Source organism: Epibacterium sp. ABZ3_068 (assembly GCF_056159265.1).
In genome coordinates this window covers 1,751,165-1,773,827 of record NZ_JBSWUV010000001.1, presented here as the reverse complement: position 1 = coordinate 1,773,827, position 22,663 = coordinate 1,751,165, and the positions used below count along the sequence as shown (strand labels likewise).

Sequence of the window (22,663 nt, the reverse complement as noted above, 5' to 3'; positions counted from 1 at the left end):
TCATCAAAGCAGAGCTTTGTCTTAGCGGTCACCCAGGATCCAAGCGATGGACTTTTGCACTTCGTCAATCGAAGCCAGACCGTCGACCCGTTGCAGGTTGCCCTTGGCATAGTAGTAGCCAATCAGCGGCGAGGTCTTCTTGTAGTATTCCATCAAGCGGATCTTGACGCTGTCTTCGTTGTCATCAGCGCGCACCGGCTGACCCGCAGCGCGGGCTTCCTCGGCGCGGTTGACGATCCGCTTTACCAGCGTGTCATCGTCCACCTGCATCTCGATGACGCTGTCGATCTTCAGCTCCATCTCAAGCATCAGTTTTTCCAGAGCATCCGCCTGCGGCAAGGTGCGCGGGAAACCGTCAAAGATGAAACCACCCTCGGACCCCTGCTGCATCTTTTCGCGGATCAGCCCAATTACAATCTGATCGGTGACCAGTTTGCCCTCGGCCATAATGGCCGCGACCTTCTTACCCATCTCGGTCCCGGAGGCCTGCGCTTCACGCAGCATGTCCCCGGTCGAAAGCTGAACCATGTTACGGGTGTCGACCAAGTTTTTGGCCTGTGTCCCCTTGCCCGCTCCAGGCGGGCCCAAAAGAATAATATTTGTCATCGACGTGCCGGTCCCCGTCTCGTCCGTTTCTTGTTGCGCCCACGCAGCTGGCTCTTCTCGATGAGACCTTCATATTGATGCGCAAGCAGGTGGCTCTGCACCTGTTGAATGGTGTCCATTGTAACCGAGACCACAATCAGAACCGAAGTGCCACCAAAGTAGAACGGAATTGTGAACTGGCTACGCAAAATCTCCGGCAAGAGACAAACTGCCGCAAGGTAAGCGGACCCCAGGACCAAGATACGATTGACCACATATTCAAGATATTCGGCCGTCTTTGCACCTGGACGGATACCGGGAACAAAACCGTTCTGGTTCTTGAGGTTACCCGCCACATCCTCGGGCTTGAACGCCACGTTAAAGGTGTAGAAATAGGCAAAAAACACAATCATCGACACGAAGAACAACAGGTACAGCGGCTGTCCGGGACCGAAGTTCGCCAGAAGCCAGGACATAACCGGACCTGTGGCTGCGTCGGATGAGAATGTCGCAATCGTCGTCGGCAGCAACAGCAGCGAGGACGCGAAGATTGCAGGAATCACGCCGGCCGGGTTGACCTTGACCGGCAGGTGAGACGATCCGCCGTCATAGACTTTCATGCCAACCTGACGACGCGGATACTGGATATGAATCTTGCGGAGCGCCCGCTCCATAAAGACCACAAACATAATGATGCCCACGACCATGAGCATGACGCCAACGATCACCGCAGGGCTGAGCGCACCGGAACGGCCCGATGCAAAGAACTGCGCCAATGCGGCGGGAACTTCGGCGATGATGCCGACAAAGATGATCAGAGAAATACCGTTGCCGATGCCGCGGTTGGTGATCTGCTCACCCAGCCACATCAGGAACATGGTGCCCCCGACCAGGGTGATCATACAGGCCAGACGGAAGTACAGGCCCGGATCATGCGCCAGATCACCGGATTCCAGCGACACGGCCAGACCATAGGCCTGTACGGTTGCAAGCGCCACGGTGCCGTAACGGGTGTATTGGTTGATCTTCTTGCGACCCTGCTCGCCTTCTTTCTTGAGCTGTTCAAGCGAAGGCACCATGGAGGTCAGCAGTTGGACGATAATCGAGGCCGAGATATAGGGCATGATGCCCAGGGCAAAGATGCCCATCCGCCCCAGCGCACCGCCGGTGAACATGGAAACCATGCCGCCAATGCCCGCACCTGCGGATTCCATAAATTGACGCAAGGCATTTGCGTCGATGCCCGGGACCGGAATGAATGTGCCAAGCCGGTAGACGATCAAAAGTCCGATGGTGAACAGGATGCGATTACGCAGATCTGTGGCCTTGCCCAAGGCGGCCCAGCTGGTGTTCGCGGCCATTTGTTCAGCTGCTGATACCATGAAATTGGTCTCTTCTTGCAAAAACGCCGCCCAGAACCATTTTCCGGCTCGGACGGCGTGATGGAAAACTTAGGCCCTTATGTAAGCGGCATTGCCACCGCCCACAAGGTTCATAAGCCGGTTCACTCGGCCGCAGCCGCGGTTGCCACGGTCAGAGCGCCGCCAGCTTTTTCTACGGCCTCAACGGCTGCTTTGGACGCGCCGGTGACTGAGATGGTGGCTTTTGCAGTGATTTCACCTTTTGCCAGAACGCGAACGCCGTCCAGCTTGCGACGGATCAGACCGGATTCGACCAGAGTGTCCTCGGTGACGTTAGCTGCGTCCAGTTTGCCCGCGTCGATGAACTTCTGGATCAGACCCAGGTTGATGACAGCGTATTCTTTGCGGTTCGGCTTGTTAAAGCCACGCTTTGGCAGACGCTGGTACAAAGGCATTTGGCCGCCTTCGTAACCATTGATGGCTACACCGGAACGGGATTTCTGACCTTTGATACCACGGCCACCCATTTTACCTTTGCCGGAACCCGGACCACGGCCAACACGGGTCCGTTTCGGGGAGGCGCCAGGATTGTCGCGCAGTTCATTCAGTTTCATATCGCTTCTCCATTGCCGGATGTGACCCAATGAAGCGTAAGCAGGTCAACCACGGCTTTTCTTGCTTGTTGATTCTTGTGATGCCGAAACACCACCGGGGGCGTATAGACGGGATGGCCGCGCGGATCAAGGTCTGAGAGCGGGAAAGACAGTTGACCGCTTTGTGAACCTCTACCTGCCATGAGACCAACGCCCTTTGCCCGCGGCTTCCCTATCGAAAGCGCGGTTGCGGATGCATGATCTGTGTCTGGTTTGGGCTGGACCGCATTCTATAAAGGGTGGCGGCGCCGCCGGGTGGAAAGTGGGATGGGGTCAACCATCGCAAAAGACGTCTTTTGACACCCCGGGTTGTCAGGCCGGGGTCCGTATCCGGTGGCCGGGGATGTCAGGCCCGACCGGTGTTCATGAACAGGTGTAAATTTATGATGGACCCCTTAAAGCTTTGAAAATCCAGCGTACGCATAGGAGGCAACGGGCGCTTCGAATTTTCTGTCCAGCAGGCTAAGGGCCTGTTCTTTGCAAGCCGGACATACACACCATTGCGCCTGCTGCGCCGGGTTTTCTACTGGTTCAACCGAATACCAGACTTCGTCAATATTGACTTTCAAACACTGAGAACACCGTTTCATATCACCCGTGTCATAAACCACGGGATGGGGGTGGGCGGCCAAGAGGTTCTCGGGGGAATGGGCGATATGGAGACCGCGATCATGGAGGGGCTCAATCCGCATGCGAAAGAAAGAGTTCCCGCAGATACCATCCAAACGATATGGCAGCACCACATGGCGGTTCTTATTGCGCGCCCAAAAGAACATCGCCCGCAGGAAGCGCTGCGTCTCTTCGCCTTCTACGAAATCCCATACTGGTCTGAATTTGATTGCTTCGAACATATTCGAAGGAAGGTCTGCTGTTGCAGATAACAAATCCCAATCATCACTTACCGCTATAATACGGTCATTTACATCCAACTCATACCACATAAAGGCTGCCTCCCCTCGCCTTCTTAGAGCTTACATGATTCTTTTGGACAGCAAATAGTATTTGGATTGTTTAATGATAGCGCCACTCAATCTTGAATTGATTTTCGGCATTTCCCCCGCCTTTAACGAAAAAGCGCAGAACATCGCTACATCTCAAACGCGAAAACGCCCTAGCGCAGAGGCTGGGCGTTTTTGAATGCGACGCTTTCGGACCCTTGGCCCAATGCACGTCGCCGATAAATAAGGTGTGATGTCACGCAGCTTTTCAGACGCGTTTGGCGTGCTCGCGGGCAATAGCCGGGATGTCGGAGCGGCTGATACCGATGTCATCCAGTTCGCGGGAGGACAGCGCCTGCAGTTCACGACGCACTTCGTTAAACTTGCGATGCTGAGCAACGTAAGTGGAGATCATTTCCGCTACGGCCTGAAAACGGGCGAATGGTGCGGCGGCGTTGGTGTTCAATACTGCGATGGTCATATGTCTTACCTTTCGTGTCAGGCCCGGACCCATTCCGGCGCCTCGCGTCAGGCTCCCTAACTGACACCCTAAATGTAGACGCACTGTCGCACGCTAACAATTGCCAGCTTGGACTGTCCGTTATGCACTTGCAGCATAGATAGGTATACCATTTGTTCATGATTAGCAGGGCGCGCTGTGTGGCTGAAAGACCAGCTGGCCGTCAATTCAGCCAAGGGCGCCACGTCAGCCTCCCATATATTTAAGACCGCAGGACGTCCGCGCACTGTTCTAAGCGGCAAAAAACGTGGCTTCCCGCCATATGCAGCCTGCGCCCAAAACGCAGGCACCCTTTTGGTGATGGCATCAAAGTTTAGGCGAAAGGGCTGTGGACCGCCGGTTCACACTTGACTCGGCCTCGGACCAACTGAGCGCAAGAAAACAAGCGCCCCGGGCCAAGGCGCTTGAGCGTTTCATTATAGGCCTGCCAGTTCCTGGTCTTGTGAGGCGACGGAGATGCACGTCTCATATACTCACGAGATGGCTCCCTTACACGGTTTGTGCAACAGAGCCACCCCAAGGCGCGATTGTCTGTTGTCCGCTTTTACAAGCGCACCTTTCGACCGACCGCCCCGCTTAGTTCCAGGCAAAGAGCTCCGGAGCCAGGACCAGATGCCGATCCAGGAAGTTCTCCATGTGAACAACAACGCCGCCGGGGCTGCAGAGAACAACAGCAAGCTGGCCCGGGCCTTCGCGACGCGGAACGGGGCTCAGATAGCTGCGGCTCTCGGATGGGACAGGGCCCGATCTTTCAATGCTCATGGGTTCAATATTGTAATGCGCGCCTGCAAATGTGCAGAACGGCACGCCCTTATAATTTCCGGACGTTGTCATATGCACATGACCGGAAATCACCTGACGAACGTTTTTGTGGCTCAATACGACGTCGGCAAATTCATCGTTGTTCTCAAGGATAATGAAATCTGTTTGCACAGAGAACGGAGCGATATTGTGGTGTAGAACAATAACAACAGGCGTATCCGGAACCTCGTCCAGCCGGGCCTTCAACCAGTCGAGCTGACCTTGTGACAGGCGACCGGACCCGCGCAGATCCGGTTCGGAGCTATCCAGCACAATTGTGCGATAGCCACCCTCATCTACAATGTGATCAAGACAACCCGTCTCCGGGTTTGCCAGGCCATCAAAGGTTTCCAGAAAGGTTGGCCGGTGATCATGATTGCCCAGTGTCAGCAGGGTTTTGGGTGTCAGATTTGCAATCGCTGATTTGAACCGGGCGTATGCTGCGGCCTCTCCGTGATCTGCGAGGTCGCCTGCAAAAACAACAAATTCGGCATCAGAGTGCACATCATTGACATAAGCAACGGCCTTTTCAAGCCTGTCGTGCGTGTCGAGCCCGTGGCTCAATTTTCCTTCAGGCACCAAATGTATGTCAGCTAGTACAACGAATTTAAGCATCAGCCTTTGACTCCGGTCATTGTAATGCCGCGTATGAAAAGGCGGCGGGCAAATAGAAATGCGATTACCATCGGCGCTGTCACCACTGTGGCAGAGGCATAGGTGCGGCCATAGTCCGTGTCGAAGGCCGATTGATACTGCATCATCGAGAGCGTTGCGGTCATCTTGTCCTGGCTCTGCACCACGATGAGCGGCCAATAAAGGTCATTCCAATGGGCCACAAAGCTGAAGACACTAAACGCGGCAATGGCAGGCAGCGCGGACGGCAGGATCAGGCGCAGGATGATCTCGACTTCGGAAAACCCATCAACACGGGCGGCCTGAATGATGCTGTCCGGGAAGCCGCGAAAGAACTGACGGAACAGGAAAATCGCGAAGACCGACACAATAAAGGGAAACATCATCGCGAAATAGGTATCCAACAACCCGACGCGGACCAGCCCGATATAGAGAGGGATAGAGGTCACGTTGATTGGGATCGTGATCGCAGCAATGACTGTACCGAACAGGATTGTTGATCCGCGGAACTTCAACTTGGCCAAGGCATAAGCGGCGGGAATCGCGGTGAGCAACTGGATCACCAGAATCCCGACACAAACGATCATCGAGTTCATCAGGAAGACAAGGTAGGGCTGTTCAAAGATCACGCCATAATAGTTGTCCCAGCCCTTGAAGGTCTTTGGAATGATGGAAAACTCGCTGTCATAGACCTCATCCGTAGGTTTGAGGCTGGAAGAAATCATCCAAATGAACGGGAAGACCATCACCCATGCGCCAAGAAAAAGCAGGGCGGTCGTTACAAATCGGCTGGCGTTCTTTGGACGCAGACGGTCAAGCCACGAGGCGGAGGGGGCAGAAATTTCGGCCATCAGTAATGCACATTCCGTTCAGTGAAGAGCGCCTGGATCACCGCAAACAGGAAGATGATCACCAGGAAAAATAGCGATAGAGCCGCCGAATATCCCATGTTGAAATATTCAAACCCCTCCAGGAAGGCGAGGTACAGAAACACCTCTGACGCGCGGTCCGGCCCGCCTTGTGTCAGGATCGCAACCGTATCAAACAGCTTGAACGCCGTGATAGACGAGGTCACGGCAACAAACATCGCCGTCGGTCCCAGCATCGGCCAGGTCACCCTAAAGAACTTGTCCACCGGATGATCCGCACCATCCATCGCGGCCGCCTCGTATAGGTTCTGCGGAATTGCCGTCAGCCCAGCAAGGAAGAGCACCATATTAAAGCCTATGATGCTCCAGAGTGAGATGATCGCCAGAGAATAAAGGACGACGTCTTCGTTCCCAAACCAGTTCACACCCGGCAGGCCAAAGGTTTCAAGCGAGTTATTGATCACCCCCTGCCCGCTGTCCATCAGCGCGGCCCAAACCAGCGCCATCGCGGCCAGTGTCGAGGTCACCGGCAAGAAGTACAGTACCTCAAGAACGGAACGAAATTTTTTCTGCTCTTGTATTGCGATAGCCAGAACCAGGCTGATGACAAAAGAACCGGGCAAGAAAAGCGCCGCATAAAAGAACGTATTATGGAGGGCGTTGGCAAAGTTCTCGTCGTCAAACATCTTGCGATAGTTCTCAAGGCCGACAAACTCATAATAGTCACTTACGAGAGTGTAATCCGTCAGGCTTGCCAGAAATACGAGAACAATCGGGACGATATAGATCACCAGAATAAGAAGGCTTGCCGGAAGAACCAGCAGATAGGCCAAACGGGTCTGCGCCTGCTGCAATCGAGATACAGCCATTATGCTGTCTCCACGGCTTTGTGCGGCTGCGCGACCAATCGCTGCCCGTCGGTGTCAAAGAACAGGACCTGCTGCAGGTTCAGGACCACAGAAATCCGACTGGCACGAGCCAGAGTGTTGCTTTGGACATAGGTGTCGCTTTTTTGCGCCCTTATGCGGATCAGCGCATCCGGAGCATGGTCGAAATGGCCGTGGATCAGGATTTCTGGTCCAAGATCCTCGACCAAGCGCGTGTTCAGTATCAGGGACGGGCCGTGGCGGCTCGGGACTGAGATGAGCCCTGCCGTGTCGGGCAGCGCAAAGGCCTCCGGGCGGATTCCCACATGCACAGGACCCGAGCCGTTCAGCGCAACCGGCAAAGTCACATCGCCCAATCGCACACCACCGGCAACACGTTCACCGGCGGCAATGTTGATTTCGGGGCTTCCGATAAAACGGGCAACATCGAGGGTTTCGGGGTTGGAATAGAGCGCGTTGGGCGCACCGACCTGCAGCAGATGACCTGTTTGAAGCAGCGCAACACGATCAGACATCGTCATGGCCTCGACCTGATCGTGGGTCACATAGACAAATGTCAGACCGGACGCCGCGTGGAGTTCGGTAATTTCGGTGCGGACCTGGCCACGCAGCTTGGCGTCAAGGTTCGACAAAGGCTCGTCCATCAGGAACACTTGTGGGTTGCGCACAAGTGCACGCCCCAAGGCAACGCGCTGTCGTTGCCCCCCCGAAAGCTGGGCGGGCTTCCTGTCCAAAAGATGATCAATCCGAAGCTGTTTGGCGACTTTTTCAACTTCGCCACGGATCTCGGGCTGGGTCTTGCGTCCCACTGGCGTGATGCTCCGCATCCCAGGCAGACGCGCGTAGAGAGGCAAACGCGCCATGACCAGCGGCATTGCCATGTTTTCACCCACGCTCATATGCGGATAGAGCGCGTAGTCCTGAAACACCATCGCGATATTGCGATCCTTCGGCGCGCTCTCGGTGACTGATCGTCCGTCAATCAGAATTTCACCGCTGTCAGGGGTTTCCAACCCTGCAATAATCCGGAGCAAGGTGGATTTGCCACAACCCGACTGGCCAACAAGAGAGACAAACTCCCCATCGGCCACATCCAGTGAGATGTCGTGCAAAACCGGAGTATCGCCAAAAGACTTTTTGATATTTCTGAGCTGAAGCTGCGCCATGAATGGGGTCTCTGATCGCTAAAAAGGAATGCCCCGGACCAGAAAAGCCCGGGGCATTGGGGTGCGCTTAGCGCGTCATCAGTTTTTCAGCGATCGCCTTGAGCTCCGCTGCACCGTCTTCGGGGGTGACTTCGCCTTCCATCACAGCACGAATGGTCGAGGCTTGCTCACGCCAGATCTTTTCAGACTGCGTTCCCGGGTAACCGGACCAGGGACCGGCACGATCGTATTGTTTGACCGGGGTCGCATAATATGGCTCTGCCTCGTAGAAAGCGCCCATATATTCGGTTTTCAAAACCTGACGGTTGGTCGGCAGATAGCCTGTGATCTCGGCTGTGACCTGCTGACCGCGCGGGCCGGTTACGAATTTGATGTATTCCCAGACCGCCGCGACTTTCTCTGGGTCTTGTGTGGTAATGATTGCCGCGTTGCCACCCGTCGGCAGTTTTCCCTCGGCATCGTTCCAAACGGTGAAAGGATGGGAGCGCAGATCAAAGGCACCACCGACACGCTCTTGCATGTTGCGCGCGCCTGCAGGCGACAGCCCCCAAAGACCCATCCGACCTTCGGTGAAAGCGGCAAACTGGGTTTCACGATCCATATCGGTACGCAGACCGCCTTCATCATGAAGACGCTTGGCCATCTTCATGGCTTCCAGTGCATGTGAGTTCTCGTGGAACGCAACCGACTGACCGTCTTCGGACATCATACGGCCGCCCTGCTGCAGGATCAGTGTCTGGAAGCCCCAGTCATCACCGTTGATCAACCACATGAACATCGGCAGGATATCATCCCCCAAGCTGTCGATCTTCTGCGCGGCATCAATCAAACCATCCCAGTCGGTTGGGAATTTATCGGGGTCAAGGCCTGCTTTTTTGAACAGGTCCGCATTGTAGTACCACTGGATAACCGAAGCATTGAACGGCATGCCGTACTGCACACCATCGATACGTCCAAGATCCAGCATCGCGTCGGAATAGTTCTCTTCCGCCCAGCCGTCTCCTTCGGCTTCGATGAGCGGACCCATGTCGACAATCTGTCCACGTTCGGCCAGAGCACGTGCCAGTGACGGGAGCTGATTATAGGCCTGAAACGCGCAATCCGGCAGGGTGTTGGTGGCCGAACCGCGGAACAGCTTCAGATGTGTATCGCCATAGTTCTTGGCAGGCGCGGCATACTGGACTTCGATCTCGTCCTGCATCGCGTTAAATTCTTTCATCAGCGGCTCATGCTGACGAGTCAGGTGCCCGGCATTGGTCAAGCAGGTGATCGTGACCTTTGCGTGGGCAGTGGCGGCAACAAGCGTTAACGCTGTCGCTGCTGCGAGGGTAAATCGGAACATGAATGTTCTCCGTTTGGTCGAGGTTTATCCAGCTGGAGTCGTCCACGGCCGCTTGACTCCATGCCGGGACCAAATCAACTTTTTGTTAAAGGATTTTGACGGTTTAGCGGTCGCTGACAGTCGCCACAAAAGCTTCACGCCAAGTTGGAAACTTGGTGAGGATCGATCTGCAAAGTGACCGTGTCACCCCGCACAACGGCTTCGGTCACTTCGATTGGAACGCCGCTTTGGTCCACATTCTGTCCCAGCAAACAGATGACCGACTGAGACGAGGGGATTTCAAGCTTCAGCGCTTCCTGGGCTGTTGGTTGGCGCACCTCAACAAAGGTTGCAGCACGGAAATACTCAGCAACACCGTTGCGAGAGAAAGCATCGGGAACAGATGGGGCACCACCTGCTGCGTCTTCCAGAATTTTTGGGAACCGCCGAACGTTAAAGTAATGGCGCCCCAGCGCGGTTGGAACACCGTCCACATGATGCATAAATTCGGCAAATGGAACGCTTTCCCCCGGCGTCATATCCAGCATGTCGGCAATCGGCGCCGGTAGCCGACGATCCGAGCGCGTCTGAACCGTTGTCACCTGCACGGAATGCCCGCGCGCTCTTAGCCCGGAGGCCAGCCGGGTCTTGTGACCAATCTGATAGATGATCGGTCGGGCCAGCACCGTTGCCTCTCGGCCTTGCCAGCAAGAAATAACACCGTCGTCGGAAAGAGTCCGCATAGCCCGCCGAATAGCATGGCGAGACACGCCGTAACGACGGGACAGTTCTGATTGAGACGGCAATTTGCCGCCGCGCTCAAACCGCGCTGCCCGAATATCTTCTCTAAGCGCGTGATAGACGTCACGCCAAGTTTGAATCGTAGCCATGAAAAATCACCTTATTTTTCGTAGCTTAGGCTATTTACGTGACAACTTTCCGAAACAGGGATGTATCATTTGGCTTCCGGTTGGCGTGACCGAAATTGAAGGACCGCCGCGGCGGCGGCCTGAAATGCGGGTTCCTCAGAACACCGGGCAGCCGTAAATCGGGCAGCCGGTAAATCGGACAGCCTGTAAGTTGAACAGACAGCAAAGCAAAACACCCCCGTCAGCAAAGCCAACGGGGGTGTTTCTGATCTTTAATCAGAAGTCGCGATTAGTCGCGCTCTTCGATGATCTCAACCAGATGCGGGATCTTGTTGACCATACCGCGGACCGAAGGAGTATCCTCCAGCTCACGGGTTTTGTGCATCTTGTTCAGGCCCAGACCTACCAGAGTAGCGCGCTGGTCGGCGGGACGACGGATCGGGGAACCGATCTGCTTGACGACGATGGTTTTAGCCATGGTTCAGTCTCCTTACGCTTCAGCGGATTCTGCAGCGGCAGGTGCCGGTGCTTCGTCGCGCTTACCCAGGATGTCAGCAACTTTCTTGCCACGACGCTGAGCAACCGAGCGCGGGCTCGATTCTTTTTTCAGGCCGTCGATGGTTGCGCGGATCATGTTGTAAGGGTTCTGAGTGCCGATAGACTTGGAAACCACGTCTTTGATGCCCAGCATTTCGAACACAGCACGCATCGGACCACCAGCAATGATACCGGTACCTTCAGGTGCTGTACGCATAACAACTTTGCCTGCGCCGTGACGGCCGTGCATGTCGTGGTGCAGAGTGCGGCCCTCTTTCAGAGGTACGCGGATCATCTGACGCTTAGCTTGCTCGGTCGCTTTGCGGATCGCCTCAGGTACTTCTTTCGCTTTACCCTTGCCGAAGCCGACGCGGCCTTTTTGGTCGCCAACAACAACCAGAGCTGCAAAACCAAAGCGCTTACCGCCTTTTACGGTTTTGGAGACGCGGTTGATCGCAACCAAACGATCTGCAAATTCCGGTGTCTCTTCTTCGCGGCGGCCACGGCCACGGCGATTTTCACGTTCTGCCATTTGGCATTCCTTTTCAGAACGTGGATGTGACGGATCACATCCTGATTTTTCCAATCCTGGTGCAGAACATTCCTGCCCGGATCATCGGGGATGACCAAAACCACCCCACATTAGAAATGTCCGGGCGCCCCCGAAAGAGCGCCCGAAAGCATTAGATCTTCAATCCACCTTCACGCGCAGCGTCGGCCAGAGCCTTCACTTTGCCGTGGAAGAGGAAACCACCGCGGTCGAAGTAGGCTTCTGATACGCCAGCGGCTTTTGCGCGCTCTGCGATCACGGCACCTACTTTGGTCGCCGCTTCGATGTTGTTCTTGCCAACAAAACCCAGATCTTTTTCCAGGGTCGAAGCTGCGGCCAGTGTCACGCCACGTACGTCGTCGATCAGTTGAACAGAGATGTTCTTGTTCGAACGGTGTACGGACAGACGCGGACGGCCTGCGTTTACTTTGCGAAGTTTGTTCCGAACGCGCAGGCGGCGTTTCAGAAACAGTGTACGTTTGCTGTTTGCCATGGTGAGCGTCCTTACTTCTTCTTACCTTCTTTGCGGAAGATAAATTCGTCCTTGTACTTGATGCCTTTGCCTTTGTAGGGCTCAGGTGCGCGCCATTTGCGGATGTTTGCCGCAACTTGGCCAACAAGCTGTTGGTCGATACCTTCCACAACGATTTCAGTCTGCTTCGGCGCAGTGATGGTAACGCCATCAGGTGCGGTGAAGTCGACATCGTGGCTGTAACCAAGGTTCAGTTTCAGGGTGTTGCCCTGCATCTGAGCCCGGTAACCAACACCATTGATTTCCAGTTCTTTTTTGAAGCCGGTGGTAACACCAACAACACAGTTCTGGACCATGGTGCGGGCCATGCCCCACTGCTGACGCGCACGTTTGGACATGCCACGCGGATCAATTTTGACCACGTTGTCTTCAACAGCGATTGTAACATCGTCGGTTGCCGTGAAGGAGCGGGCGCCTTTCGGGCCTTTCACTTCGATGGTCTGGCCGGACACAGTGGCAGTAACGCCGCTGGGCAGGTCTACTGGTTTTTTACCAATACGGGACATCGAATACCTCCTTAGAAGACGGTGCAGAGCACTTCGCCGCCGACGTTGGCTGCGCGTGCGTTTGCGTCCGACATCACACCCTTGGGGGTGGAGACAATCGACACACCCAGGCCCTGACGGACTTGCGGGATGTCACTGACGCCCATGTATACGCGACGACCGGGTTTGGAGACCCGCTTCAGTTCGCGAATAACAGGTTCGCCTTCGTAGTACTTCAGGCTGATTTCAATCGCCGGATGACCATCAGTTGTGGTGGTCTTCTCGTAACCGCGAATGTAGCCCTCGTCCGCCAGCACATCCAGAACCCATGCGCGCAGTTTGGACGCAGGAGTTTCAACAACGGATTTGCCACGCATTTGTGCGTTGCGGATACGGGTCAGCATATCACCGATAGGATCGTTCATAATGCTCTCTCCTTACCAGCTCGATTTGACCATGCCAGGGATCTGACCAGCAGAACCCAGCTCGCGCAGCGCGATACGGCTGATCTTCAGCTTACGATAGTAAGCGTGCGGACGGCCGGTCAGCTGGCAACGGTTGTGCAGACGGGTTGCCGAGGAGTTCCGCGGCAGCTTCGCCAGTTTCAGACGCGCTTTGAAACGCTCTTCCATCGGCTTGCTTTCGTCGTTTGCGATTTCTTTCAGCTCGGCGCGTTTAGCAGCGTATTTGGCCACCAGGCGCTCCCGCTTCTTCTCGCGTTCGATCATGCTTTTCTTAGCCATGTCTCTATCCTTCCCGCGCTTTAGCTGTTGAAGGGCATGTTGAAAGCTTTCAACAGTGCCTTTGCTTCAGCGTCGGTTTTCGCTGTGGTGGCAATTACGATGTCCATGCCCCAGGCTTCATCGATTTTATCGAAATCGATTTCCGGGAACACGATGTGCTCTTTCAGGCCCATGGCATAGTTGCCACGACCGTCGAAGGAGGTGCCAGATACGCCGCGGAAGTCGCGGATACGAGGCATCGCAATTGTGATCAGGCGGTCCAGGAATTCGTACATGCGATCTGCACGCAGAGTAACCTTTGCACCCATCGGCATGCCTTCACGAACGCGGAAACCAGCGATCGAGTTTTTGGCAACGGTTGTCAGAGCTTTTTGACCAGCAATTGCGGTCAGGTCAGCCTGTGCGGATTTCGCTTTTTTGCTGTCTTTGACAGCAGCGCGGCCGCAACCGATGTTCAGAACGATCTTATCCAGCTTGGGGATCTGCATCTCGTTCTTATAGCCGAACTCTTCCTTCAGGCCTGCGCGGATGGTTTCCGCATAAAGAGCCTTCAGGCGCGGGGTGTAGTTTGCATCATCCAGCATTATACAGCCTCCCCGGTGGTTTTCGCGAAACGAACCTTTTTGCCGTCTTCCATGCGGAAGCCAACGCGGGTCGCTTTGCCGTTTGCGTCCAGCAGAGCAATGTTGGACAGGTCGATCGGCATTGCCTTGGGCAGGCGACCACCTTGAGCGTTTTGCGTCTGACGGGTGTGGCGGATGGCGATATTGATGCCTTCAACCACGGCTTTACCGGCCTTCGGGTCAACAGAGGCGATGGTGCCTTCTTTGCCCTTGTCCTTGCCAGCCAGGACGATCACTTTATCGCCTTTGCGGAGTTTAGCAGCCATAATTACAGCACCTCCGGAGCCAGCGAGATGATTTTCATGAAGTTCTTCGCGCGCAGTTCACGAACAACCGGGCCAAAGATACGGGTACCAACCGGCTCGTTGTTGTTGTTCAGGATTACGGCAGCGTTGCGATCAAAACGGATCGCGGTGCCGTCTTCGCGACGTACTTCTTTGGCGGTGCGAACGACAACGGCCTTACGGACGTCACCTTTTTTCACGCGGCCGCGCGGGATGGCTTCTTTAACCGAGACAACAATGATGTCGCCAACGGAAGCGTATTTACGCTTGGAGCCACCCAGAACCTTGATGCACTGAACTCGGCGAGCGCCGGAGTTGTCAGCAACATCCAGGTTTGTTTGCATCTGGATCATGTGGTTTCTCCCGACCTATGGGGCAGCGATGCGTGCTGGGATCCCCAGGGTTTCGACTAACTGTCAAGTTTAGTCGCCAGGAGTCTGAAGGTTCAGACTCTTAGGCTTCCAGAACTTCCCAGCGTTTCGTTTTCGACTTCGGTGCGCATTCGATGATGCGGACTTTGTCGCCAACCTTGAATGTGTTCTGCTCATCGTGGGCCCGGTATTTCTTGGACTTACGGATGGTTTTCTTCAGAACGGGGTGCGTAAAGCGACGTTCAACCGATACGGTGACGGTCTGAGCGTTTGCGTCGGAGGTCACGACGCCTTGCAGGATACGTTTGGGCATCTTTGAAGCTCCTTATTCAGCTGCTGCTGCAGCTTTTTCGTTCAGGATGGTGTTCACACGGGCGGCGTTGCGGCGTGCCGCACGGATACCCGAAGTGTTTTCCAACTGACCGGTTGCCTGCTGAAAGCGCAGGTTGAAGCTCTCTTTTTTGTAAGAAGCGAGCAGATCGCGGAGCTCATCCACGGTCTTATCGCGAAGATCCTTGGCGTTCATCGCCTTTCGTTCCTTTCCTTGGCACCAGAGAGCCCCTTATGGCGGGTAACTCATTCACCTGGTGGGTTATGTAAATTCCGGTGCTGCACCAATGGCTTAGCCCCGAAAAAATATATCGCCCAAAGGGATTCGCAAGGCAAACCCCATGAGCGATAGGCTCCTATAAGGGTATAAGAGGTTGGAGGCAAGGGAAAGTTGAGGGATGCAATTCAGTTAACACAGGCACACTGATCCGCGTAGCCCATTTACTTTTCCGAGAAACAATTGCGCTTTGCAAAACATTTACTTGAGTTCAGATGCACTATTTCCGTTAATTTTGCTGCGTATTAATTGTGGAGAATTTCAATGAACCGGAAACTAGGCGTGATCGCTTTTTCGCTGACTGTTGCCCTTGGCACCGCAGCGATTGCCGATAGCAGCAACAACGTACCTTACAATAAGAAAGTGACGATTAACGTAGGTGAACAGATTGTTGTTCATGGCTTACGCGGCGAGTGCGGAAAGCCTCCCAGTAAAGGCGCCATCCAGAAGATGGAGGGGCAATACGGGGCGCTAAAGCTGGGTAAAATCGTTGCAGGCAAAACAGGTGTTCGCAATAGCAAATCATGTGGAGGCGCCACACCGGTTGTCGAAGCAGTGTTTATCGCCGAGCGAAAAGGAAAAATGAAGTTTGAGCTTTTTGGCGATCCCGTTTCCATCAAAGTAAAGTAATAAGCTTGAAAGCCGGAACTAACTGAGGGGCCGAGTATCTTCGATGCTTGGCTCCGCCCTATCGGGATCAGCACCACTTGGCTTCATGCGCTGCAAACTGTTAACCAGCGGCTCATAAAACAGCCAAAGGACCAAACCATGATCCAACCGTCGCCTACGTTCAAAGACAACCTCTCCCTCCTGCCCTCTATCGACGGGCTGGCCCGCATTGAACTGTTGGATGCAAGCGGGGCGATTGTGGCCAGCATTGAAAACAAACCCGGCAAACAGGGATCGCTCGCAGTCTATCAATATCTCGCGCAGAGTTTTCAGCAACTGGACGCCACCGCGGCCGCCCATGGAGTTGAGGTCTTTGGCGAACATACCGAGGATGCCAAGAACCGTCCCGGCGCGCATCCCAATATTGATCTGTTGCTGGCCATTATCGACGGGGCCGCGCCACTGACGGCCCGGATTGTGGCCGCGTAAACTCTGCAACAGGCGCGAATGCAGTTTGCAGGCTCTGCACTGCGCGTGATCATACCCCGGCAAAAACAAGAAATCCCGCCGCTATTGGCGGGCCTTCCTTATTCAGGCGCGTTGTCCGTCCAAAGAATCACATATAAAGTCGACATGCTAGCGTTAACTGCCTCGCTTACCCCACCCCCGCACTGTCACGGTTACAAATTATTGCCGACTGCACAAATCCCCTAAACCCGCCATAAATAATTAAGCGAAAACAAAAAAACCGGATCAATTTTCTCAAAACTTTACGATCAACGATTAAAATGCAGCCAAAAGCGTTAATGGCTAATCAATTTATTGACAAATCGTTCACCAAATTGCGAAACTGCGCGTGCCCCGTGGGGGGGGATGTTTTCAGTATAAAGAAAATGCGAGTTTATCATGAGTATGAAGTCAATAACGCTGGCTGCTGTCGTTGCTATGTCGACCGCTGCTGTCGCGCAGGCCGCGACTTTTGGATTTGTTAGCAACCCAACAACCAACTCGACCGATTGGACAAACGCCGTTACCGGGTTTGGTGGTCAGGTCAATTCTAACGTTGATTTTGAGGGGATGACCTCTGGCCAGCCGCTGGATGGGTCGTTTTACACCGGTTCCGACGGGGTGACCCTGTCCGGCGTGGGTCTGGGCAGTATACTCAACGGTGCAGGCCCGGGACAGGGGAATACTGGCGCAACCCCGTTGAGCTCGGGCGAGGGTTTAAACCCGGTTTCGAACTATTTGTTCGACCCGAACGGATTTTCCTCTCTTACCATGACCTTTGCGCAGAATGTGTTAGGCGCCGGGCTGTTCATCATCGATTATTTCAACCCGCGCGGCAACAACGGCCTGACCATCGAGGCGTTTGACGAATTTGGCGCTTCTCTCGGATCTTTCAGCTCGATCAGCGCTAACTTCCAGCGCAACAATCGCTATTTCATGGGGATTGCCTCGGATATCCCGGATATCCGGTCGGTTGTGTTCACAGACCTGAACGGCAACACTGGCGATACCACCGGCTTGGACGATGTGTTGTTTGCATCTGTCAGCAGCGCACCACCTGCCCCGGTCCCTGTCCCTGCCGCGCTGCCGCTGCTGGTTACAGGCCTCGCCGGATTTGCCGCACTGAAGCGTCGCAAGAAGTCCAAACAAGCCTGATAGGCGGGCTGGCGCAAAGACATCAAAGCCCCGCCAGAGCGGGGCTTTTTTTCATGGGCGCACACCACGCGTTTCAGAGCCGGTTTGCGTCTGCGGGATTATTCCCAGCGGTAGTTGAAACTTACAGAGATCCGTTCGTCTTCGGCCATGTTCAACGGCACCTCATGACGGATGAAGCTTTCCCACAACAGCACGTCGCCTACTTTGGGCGTTTGATAGACAAAGGTGCGCAGCTCTTGGCGGGCATCCTTGTTGCGCGGCGGGTGCGCCATCATCATGGCCGAACGGGGATCCTCCAGCTTCAACACCGAGGCTCCTTCGGGCATCGCAACATATGTGGTGCCGGAGATCACCGAATGCGGGTGGATGTGGCTGGCGTGGGTGCCGCCTTCGGGCAGGATGTTGATCCACAGGTCTTCCAGAACCAGCGCGCGCCCATCCAGATCCAGCTCCAGATCCTTGGCAAAGGCGGCCACATGGGCGTCCAAAGATGTCTTCAGATCCTCAAAAATCGGGAACCGCCACGGCAGATCCGTCAGCGACGCATAAGAGGTATAGCCGGGGTAGCCGTTCTCCTCGCACCAGTCCTGACCGGCTTCATCATCTTCGGCAATGACCAGGCAGGAGTTTTCAAGCTCTGCCGCATCAATCTTGGGACCGTGCTCGGACAGGCTTGCGCGATAGAATCGGGTGACAAAAAGGGAATCGATCTGTGCCATGGGCCTGTCTTAGCGCAAGAGCTGCCACCTGACGAGGGGCGTTAAACATGCAGTGAAACTGCATAAATCTTGCGCCTGCCCGTCGACAGATCCCGGTTCCGTGTTAAGCTCATCCTCGGAAACGTGCGCTGGATTTCTTGAGGAGGAGGAAACAGCGATGCAATGGCAACCACAACGTCCCCCGGAACCCGGTGTGCCGGATCTTGCCCCCGTGACCCCAGCAGTGCTGCGCGAGGCGCTGCGGCGCGGTTGGCAAGACATGACCCGCGCGCCGCTTTTTGCACTGGCCATCGCCGGGGTCTATGTGCTGATCGGCTGGGTGATGGTCTGGGTTACACGTGCCACAGGACAAACATACTGGCTGGTTCTGGCCGCCGTCGGGTTCCCGCTGTTCTCCCCCTTTGCAGCGGTCGCGTTTTATGATGTGAGCCGTCGATTTGCCCGCGGTGCGCCGATGGATATGAACAAGACGCTGACGGTGGTCTTTCGGCAATCCAAACGCCAATTGCCATCCATCTGCGCCATCATCGTGGTGATGTTCCTGTTCTGGTTCTTTCTGGCGCATATGATCTTTGCGCTGTTTCTGGGCCATTCGGCGATGACCAATATCTCCTCCTCGCTTGAGGTCTATGGCACGCTGCAGGGGATCAAGATGTTGGGCTTTGGCACTGTAATCGGCGCGGCCTTTGCGCTGCTGTTGTATATGATCACGGTCCTCGCCCTGCCCCTGTTGCTGGATCGCGAGATCGACTTTGTCACTGCGATGATCACCAGCTTTACCTATGTGCAGCTGTATCCGGGCGTCATGATCCCCTGGGCCGCCTTTATTGGTGTGGTGACGCTAGTGTCGATGCTGCCGGGTTTTCTGGGCCTGTTCGTCACCCTTCCCCTGCTGGGCCATGCGACCTGGCATCTGTATGACATGCTGGCCTATGGCGTCCCGTCCGCAGACGCGAAACAGCCCGCGCACCCCTGATCATATGGTGTAATCGACCAAATATCCCCTTTCTGGTATTTTATGTATCGGCTGCGAGGAGGCAGCTGCCAGAAACGGGGGAAGTCAGATGTGCTGGATGCGAACCAGCCTTGCGGCGGGAATGATTGTCACAGGAACCGTGGGCCTTGCAGAGACCTTTGACGTCGCGGGGATCGGATTGGGAGAGGTGCAGTCGGTCATCCGCCAGCTCACACCACGGCTGACTGTAGTCAACATTCACACTGAATATTCAGGATTTGAAGGGCGCGACCCCGGCAATCCGTTGGCCCAAGTTACCGGTCCCTGTACCGGCACAGTGGTAATCCATTCCGGCACCCCGACGGGAACCGATGTCTGCCTTTATACGGATCTGGACAGCGAAGAGGTTGTGATCACCTGGCACGCCAGATCCATGACCTCTAATGGGCGGATGCAAGGCACCTGGACTGTGGAGGGTGGCACCGGAAAATGGCAAGAGGCCCGCGTTTGATTCAGGGGTGGACGGCAATGGCGCCTATACCAACATCGTGAGCGGCACGCTGACCTTAGAATAGGACAATGCCCTCAAAGGAAAAGAAAACCCCCGCCAGTTTCCCGGCGGGGGTTCTTGTTCATTCCCAATTTGGGCGCAAAGACTTACCAGTCTTCGCGAACCACAACGCGGGTTTTGATCGGCAGTTTCATCGCCGCCAGACGCAGAGCCTCGCGGGCGATGTCTTCGTCGACACCGTCGATTTCGAACATCACGCGGCCAGGCTTAACCTTGCACGCCCAATAGTCGACGGAACCTTTACCTTTACCCATACGAACTTCGGTCGGCTTTGAGGTGACCGGAGTATCTGGAAAGATACGGATCCAAACACGACCCTGACGTTTCATGTGGCGGGTCATCGCACGACGAGCAGCTTCGATCTGGCGCGCGGTCACACGCTCGGGCTCAAGAGCTTTGAGACCAAATGTGCCGAAGTTCAGATCAGAGCCGCCTTTTGCCAGACCGGAGATCCGGCCTTTGTGCATCTTGCGGAATTTTGTACGCTTTGGCTGAAGCATTGTATCTTCTCCTTAGCGGTCGCGACGGTTGCCGCCTGCACCGCGAGGTGCCGGGCCGTCTTGGACTTCTTGCGATTTACGATCACGCGCTTGCGGGTCGTGCTCCATGATTTCGCCTTTGAAGATCCATGTCTTGATCCCGATGATACCGTAGGGGGTCATGGCTTCAGAGTGTGCGTAATCGATGTCAGCACGCAGAGTGTGCAAAGGCACGCGGCCTTCACGGTACCATTCGGTACGCGCGATTTCAGCACCACCCAGACGACCAGCGACGTTCACCCGGATACCCAGGGCGCCCATGCGCATTGCGTTCTGTACGGCACGCTTCATTGCGCGACGGAAGGACACACGGCGTTCCAGCTGCTGAGCGATGGACTCGCCAACCAGCTGTGCATCAAGCTCGGGCTTGCGCACTTCAACGATGTTGAGGTGCAGCTCGGACTCGGTCATCGCGGCAAGCTTCTTGCGCAGAACTTCAATGTCTGCACCTTTCTTACCAATGATAACACCCGGACGTGCGGTGTGGATCGTCACACGGCACTTCTTGTGCGGACGTTCGATGATCACACGTGCAACACCGGCTTGTTTGCACTCAACTTTGATGAAGTCACGGATCTTGATGTCTTCCAGCAGAAGATCACCGTAATCCTTGGTATCGGCGTACCAGCGGCTGTCCCAGGTGCGGTTGACCTGAAGGCGCATGCCGATCGGATTGACTTTATGTCCCATTAGGCTTGCTCCTCAACTTGACGCACCTTGATGGTGAGCTCCGAGAACGGCTTCAGGATCTTACCATAGCGACCACGTGCACGCGGGCGACCGCGCTTCATGACCAGGTTTTTACCCACATAGGCCTCGGCAACGATCAGCTCGTCGACGTCCAGATTATGGTTGTTTTCAGCATTCGCAATTGCGGACTGAAGGCACTTCTTCACGTCCTGTGCGACCCGCTTGTTCGAGAAAGTCAGGTCGGTCAACGCCTTCTCGACTTTCTTGCCACGGATCATTGCGGCTACCAGGTTCAGTTTCTGCGGGCTGGTGCGAAGCATGCGCAGTTTTGCCATTGCCTCGTTTTCGGCCACGCGGCGGGGGTTCTTTGCCTTGCCCATGACTTACTTCCGTTTCGCTTTTTTGTCCGCAGCATGACCGTAATAGGTCCGAGTCGGTGCATATTCACCGAACTTCTGACCGATCATGTCTTCCGAGACGTTGACTGGGATGTGCTTCTGACCGTTGTAAACACCAAATGTCAGACCCACGAATTGGGGCAGGATGGTGGAACGACGGGACCAGATTTTGATCACTTCATTGCGGCCCGATTCACGTGCAGCTTCAGCCTTTTTCAGGACATAGCTGTCAACGAAAGGACCCTTCCAAACAGAGCGAGTCATGGATTACCGCCCTTTCTTCTTGGCGTGACGCGAGCGGATGATCAGCTTTTGCGACGCTTTGTTTTTGTTACGGGTACGCTTACCTTTGGTGTCCTTACCCCAAGGTGTAACCGGAGTACGACCACCAGATGTGCGGCCTTCACCACCACCGTGCGGGTGATCGATCGGGTTCATCGCAACACCACGAACCGACGGACGCTTGCCTTTGTGGCGCATACGACCGGCTTTACCGTAGTCTTGGTTCGAGTTGTCGGGGTTGGATACCGCACCAACGGTTGCCATGCATTCCTGACGGACCATGCGCAGTTCACCGCTGCTCAGACGGATCTGAGCGTAACCACCGTCACGACCTACGAATTGTGCGTAGGTACCGGCTGCACGGGCGATCTGGCCGCCTTTGCCCGGTTTCATTTCGATGTTGTGAACAATGGTACCGATTGGCATGCCCGAGAACGGCATTGCGTTGCCCGGCTTGATGTCGGCCTTGCTGGAGGCGATGACCTTGTCACCAACTGCCAGACGTTGCGGAGCCAGGATGTATGCCTGCTCGCCGTCTTCATACTTCACCAGTGCGATGAAGGCAGTCCGGTTAGGGTCATATTCGATGCGCTCAACAGTTGCGGCGACATCAAACTTGTTCCGTTTGAAGTCAACGATCCGGTAGAGACGCTTTGCGCCACCGCCGCGGCGGCGTGAAGTGATCCGTCCGGTGTTGTTCCGGCCGCCCGATTTGGTCAAACCCTCAGTGAGAGATTTAACCGGACGCCCTTTCCAAAGCTCCGAACGGTCGATCAGAACCAGCCCACGCTGGCCCGGCGTAGTCGGTTTATACGACTTGAGTGCCATGCTTTCTGTCTTCCGTTTAGCGTGCGATATCCGAGGAAGAAGTAGGATACCGCTATGTGAAAGCCCCCTGCCTTG

General features: G+C 55.2%; 33 protein-coding genes. 5 read left to right on the top strand and 28 right to left on the bottom strand.

What is annotated here, in order from left to right; all coding sequences use genetic code 11:
• Positions 1–21: 21 nt before the first annotated feature.
• From ACXAEW_RS08475 to rpmC, 22 genes are all read right to left on the bottom strand, one after another.
• Positions 22–606 carry an adenylate kinase gene (locus ACXAEW_RS08475; protein WP_474940905.1) on the bottom strand — a complete coding sequence of 195 codons (585 nt, stop codon included), beginning with the start codon at positions 604–606 and terminating at the stop codon, positions 22–24.
• A complete protein-coding gene (secY, locus tag ACXAEW_RS08470) occupies positions 603–1,967 on the bottom strand; it encodes a preprotein translocase subunit SecY (protein WP_474940904.1) in 1,365 nt (454 codons plus the stop codon). Before secY ends, ACXAEW_RS08475 begins: the two co-directional genes overlap by 4 nt.
• Before the next feature lie 122 nt (positions 1,968–2,089).
• The gene (gene rplO / locus ACXAEW_RS08465; protein ID WP_474940903.1) at positions 2,090–2,560 is read right to left on the bottom strand and encodes a 50S ribosomal protein L15; all 471 of its coding nucleotides are present in this window, start codon (positions 2,558–2,560) and stop codon (positions 2,090–2,092) included.
• A gap of 434 nt (positions 2,561–2,994) precedes the next feature.
• Positions 2,995–3,540 (bottom strand): hypothetical protein, encoded by a 546-nt coding sequence (locus tag ACXAEW_RS08460; protein ID WP_474940902.1) that lies wholly within the window; start codon positions 3,538–3,540, stop codon positions 2,995–2,997.
• A 265-nt stretch (positions 3,541–3,805) separates the two neighbouring features.
• Complete coding sequence (locus tag ACXAEW_RS08455) at positions 3,806–4,018, bottom strand: DUF1127 domain-containing protein (protein ID WP_474940901.1); 213 nt, start codon at positions 4,016–4,018, stop codon at positions 3,806–3,808.
• 615 nt (positions 4,019–4,633) lie between these two features.
• Positions 4,634–5,473, bottom strand: coding sequence for a metallophosphoesterase (locus ACXAEW_RS08450; protein WP_474940900.1), 840 nt, complete (start codon positions 5,471–5,473; stop codon positions 4,634–4,636).
• Complete coding sequence (locus ACXAEW_RS08445) at positions 5,473–6,342, bottom strand: carbohydrate ABC transporter permease (protein ID WP_474940899.1); 870 nt, start codon at positions 6,340–6,342, stop codon at positions 5,473–5,475. Before ACXAEW_RS08445 ends, ACXAEW_RS08450 begins: the two co-directional genes overlap by 1 nt.
• On the bottom strand, positions 6,342–7,229 hold the full coding sequence (locus ACXAEW_RS08440) for a carbohydrate ABC transporter permease (RefSeq protein ID WP_474940898.1): 888 nt from the start codon (positions 7,227–7,229) through the stop codon (positions 6,342–6,344). Before ACXAEW_RS08440 ends, ACXAEW_RS08445 begins: the two co-directional genes overlap by 1 nt.
• Entirely contained in the window at positions 7,229–8,413 is a 1,185-nt protein-coding gene (locus ACXAEW_RS08435) for an ABC transporter ATP-binding protein (RefSeq protein WP_474940897.1), read from the bottom strand. The genes ACXAEW_RS08440 and ACXAEW_RS08435 overlap by 1 nt, the downstream gene beginning before the upstream one ends.
• Before the next feature lie 67 nt (positions 8,414–8,480).
• Positions 8,481–9,755: an ABC transporter substrate-binding protein gene (locus ACXAEW_RS08430; RefSeq protein ID WP_474940896.1), complete on the bottom strand. Its 1,275-nt coding sequence runs from the start codon at positions 9,753–9,755 to the stop codon at positions 8,481–8,483.
• A 134-nt stretch (positions 9,756–9,889) separates the two neighbouring features.
• Positions 9,890–10,624: a GntR family transcriptional regulator gene (locus tag ACXAEW_RS08425; RefSeq protein ID WP_474940895.1), complete on the bottom strand. Its 735-nt coding sequence runs from the start codon at positions 10,622–10,624 to the stop codon at positions 9,890–9,892.
• Between the two features lie 268 nt (positions 10,625–10,892).
• On the bottom strand, positions 10,893–11,081 hold the full coding sequence (gene rpmD, locus ACXAEW_RS08420; protein WP_008559881.1) for a 50S ribosomal protein L30: 189 nt from the start codon (positions 11,079–11,081) through the stop codon (positions 10,893–10,895).
• Between the two features lie 12 nt (positions 11,082–11,093).
• Complete coding sequence (rpsE, locus tag ACXAEW_RS08415; protein WP_474940894.1) at positions 11,094–11,672, bottom strand: 30S ribosomal protein S5; 579 nt, start codon at positions 11,670–11,672, stop codon at positions 11,094–11,096.
• A 151-nt stretch (positions 11,673–11,823) separates the two neighbouring features.
• Positions 11,824–12,183, bottom strand: coding sequence for a 50S ribosomal protein L18 (gene rplR, locus ACXAEW_RS08410; protein ID WP_153215349.1), 360 nt, complete (start codon positions 12,181–12,183; stop codon positions 11,824–11,826).
• Between the two features lie 11 nt (positions 12,184–12,194).
• Positions 12,195–12,728 carry a 50S ribosomal protein L6 gene (gene rplF / locus ACXAEW_RS08405; RefSeq protein ID WP_474940893.1) on the bottom strand — a complete coding sequence of 178 codons (534 nt, stop codon included), beginning with the start codon at positions 12,726–12,728 and terminating at the stop codon, positions 12,195–12,197.
• 11 nt (positions 12,729–12,739) lie between these two features.
• The gene (gene rpsH, locus ACXAEW_RS08400; protein WP_474940892.1) at positions 12,740–13,132 is read right to left on the bottom strand and encodes a 30S ribosomal protein S8; all 393 of its coding nucleotides are present in this window, start codon (positions 13,130–13,132) and stop codon (positions 12,740–12,742) included.
• Between the two features lie 12 nt (positions 13,133–13,144).
• Positions 13,145–13,450, bottom strand: a complete 306-nt coding sequence (gene rpsN, locus ACXAEW_RS08395; RefSeq protein ID WP_474940891.1) for a 30S ribosomal protein S14 — start codon at positions 13,448–13,450, stop codon at positions 13,145–13,147.
• Positions 13,451–13,470: 20 nt separating this feature from the next.
• Positions 13,471–14,034, bottom strand: coding sequence for a 50S ribosomal protein L5 (rplE, locus tag ACXAEW_RS08390; protein WP_474940890.1), 564 nt, complete (start codon positions 14,032–14,034; stop codon positions 13,471–13,473).
• The gene (gene rplX / locus ACXAEW_RS08385) at positions 14,034–14,339 is read right to left on the bottom strand and encodes a 50S ribosomal protein L24 (protein WP_474940889.1); all 306 of its coding nucleotides are present in this window, start codon (positions 14,337–14,339) and stop codon (positions 14,034–14,036) included. Before rplX ends, rplE begins: the two co-directional genes overlap by 1 nt.
• A gap of 2 nt (positions 14,340–14,341) precedes the next feature.
• Positions 14,342–14,710: a 50S ribosomal protein L14 gene (gene rplN / locus ACXAEW_RS08380; RefSeq protein ID WP_005621870.1), complete on the bottom strand. Its 369-nt coding sequence runs from the start codon at positions 14,708–14,710 to the stop codon at positions 14,342–14,344.
• A 100-nt stretch (positions 14,711–14,810) separates the two neighbouring features.
• Positions 14,811–15,041: a 30S ribosomal protein S17 gene (gene rpsQ / locus ACXAEW_RS08375; RefSeq protein ID WP_153215343.1), complete on the bottom strand. Its 231-nt coding sequence runs from the start codon at positions 15,039–15,041 to the stop codon at positions 14,811–14,813.
• A 12-nt stretch (positions 15,042–15,053) separates the two neighbouring features.
• Positions 15,054–15,254 (bottom strand): 50S ribosomal protein L29, encoded by a 201-nt coding sequence (rpmC, locus tag ACXAEW_RS08370; RefSeq protein WP_153215342.1) that lies wholly within the window; start codon positions 15,252–15,254, stop codon positions 15,054–15,056.
• A 345-nt stretch (positions 15,255–15,599) separates the two neighbouring features.
• On the opposite strand from rpmC, the gene ACXAEW_RS08365 reads away from it, so the two are divergent.
• From ACXAEW_RS08365 to ACXAEW_RS08355, 3 genes are all read left to right on the top strand, one after another.
• Positions 15,600–15,965 carry a hypothetical protein gene (locus ACXAEW_RS08365; protein ID WP_474940888.1) on the top strand — a complete coding sequence of 122 codons (366 nt, stop codon included), beginning with the start codon at positions 15,600–15,602 and terminating at the stop codon, positions 15,963–15,965.
• 138 nt (positions 15,966–16,103) lie between these two features.
• Positions 16,104–16,433: a DUF2322 family protein gene (locus ACXAEW_RS08360; protein ID WP_474940887.1), complete on the top strand. Its 330-nt coding sequence runs from the start codon at positions 16,104–16,106 to the stop codon at positions 16,431–16,433.
• A 417-nt stretch (positions 16,434–16,850) separates the two neighbouring features.
• A complete protein-coding gene (locus tag ACXAEW_RS08355; RefSeq protein WP_474940886.1) occupies positions 16,851–17,606 on the top strand; it encodes a VPLPA-CTERM sorting domain-containing protein in 756 nt (251 codons plus the stop codon).
• A 98-nt stretch (positions 17,607–17,704) separates the two neighbouring features.
• Here the strand turns inward: ACXAEW_RS08355 and ACXAEW_RS08350 are convergent, their stop codons facing one another.
• Complete coding sequence (locus ACXAEW_RS08350; RefSeq protein ID WP_474940885.1) at positions 17,705–18,325, bottom strand: TIGR02466 family protein; 621 nt, start codon at positions 18,323–18,325, stop codon at positions 17,705–17,707.
• A 157-nt stretch (positions 18,326–18,482) separates the two neighbouring features.
• Between ACXAEW_RS08350 and ACXAEW_RS08345 the strand changes: the two genes are divergently transcribed.
• Positions 18,483–19,301, top strand: a complete 819-nt coding sequence (locus tag ACXAEW_RS08345; RefSeq protein ID WP_474940884.1) for a DUF2189 domain-containing protein — start codon at positions 18,483–18,485, stop codon at positions 19,299–19,301.
• A 97-nt stretch (positions 19,302–19,398) separates the two neighbouring features.
• Positions 19,399–19,791, top strand: coding sequence for a hypothetical protein (locus ACXAEW_RS08340; protein ID WP_474940883.1), 393 nt, complete (start codon positions 19,399–19,401; stop codon positions 19,789–19,791).
• 146 nt (positions 19,792–19,937) lie between these two features.
• On the opposite strand, the gene rplP is transcribed toward ACXAEW_RS08340, so the two are convergent.
• The 5 genes from rplP to rplB are packed head-to-tail and all read right to left on the bottom strand — an operon-like array spanning position 19,938 to position 22,588.
• Positions 19,938–20,351, bottom strand: a complete 414-nt coding sequence (gene rplP, locus ACXAEW_RS08335) for a 50S ribosomal protein L16 (protein ID WP_474940882.1) — start codon at positions 20,349–20,351, stop codon at positions 19,938–19,940.
• A gap of 12 nt (positions 20,352–20,363) precedes the next feature.
• Entirely contained in the window at positions 20,364–21,080 is a 717-nt protein-coding gene (gene rpsC, locus ACXAEW_RS08330; RefSeq protein WP_474940881.1) for a 30S ribosomal protein S3, read from the bottom strand.
• Positions 21,080–21,460: a 50S ribosomal protein L22 gene (gene rplV / locus ACXAEW_RS08325; RefSeq protein ID WP_474940880.1), complete on the bottom strand. Its 381-nt coding sequence runs from the start codon at positions 21,458–21,460 to the stop codon at positions 21,080–21,082. Before rplV ends, rpsC begins: the two co-directional genes overlap by 1 nt.
• 3 nt (positions 21,461–21,463) lie before the next feature.
• Positions 21,464–21,742: a 30S ribosomal protein S19 gene (gene rpsS / locus ACXAEW_RS08320; protein WP_474940879.1), complete on the bottom strand. Its 279-nt coding sequence runs from the start codon at positions 21,740–21,742 to the stop codon at positions 21,464–21,466.
• Between the two features lie 3 nt (positions 21,743–21,745).
• On the bottom strand, positions 21,746–22,588 hold the full coding sequence (gene rplB, locus ACXAEW_RS08315) for a 50S ribosomal protein L2 (protein ID WP_215267547.1): 843 nt from the start codon (positions 22,586–22,588) through the stop codon (positions 21,746–21,748).
• Positions 22,589–22,663: the final 75 nt, after the last annotated feature.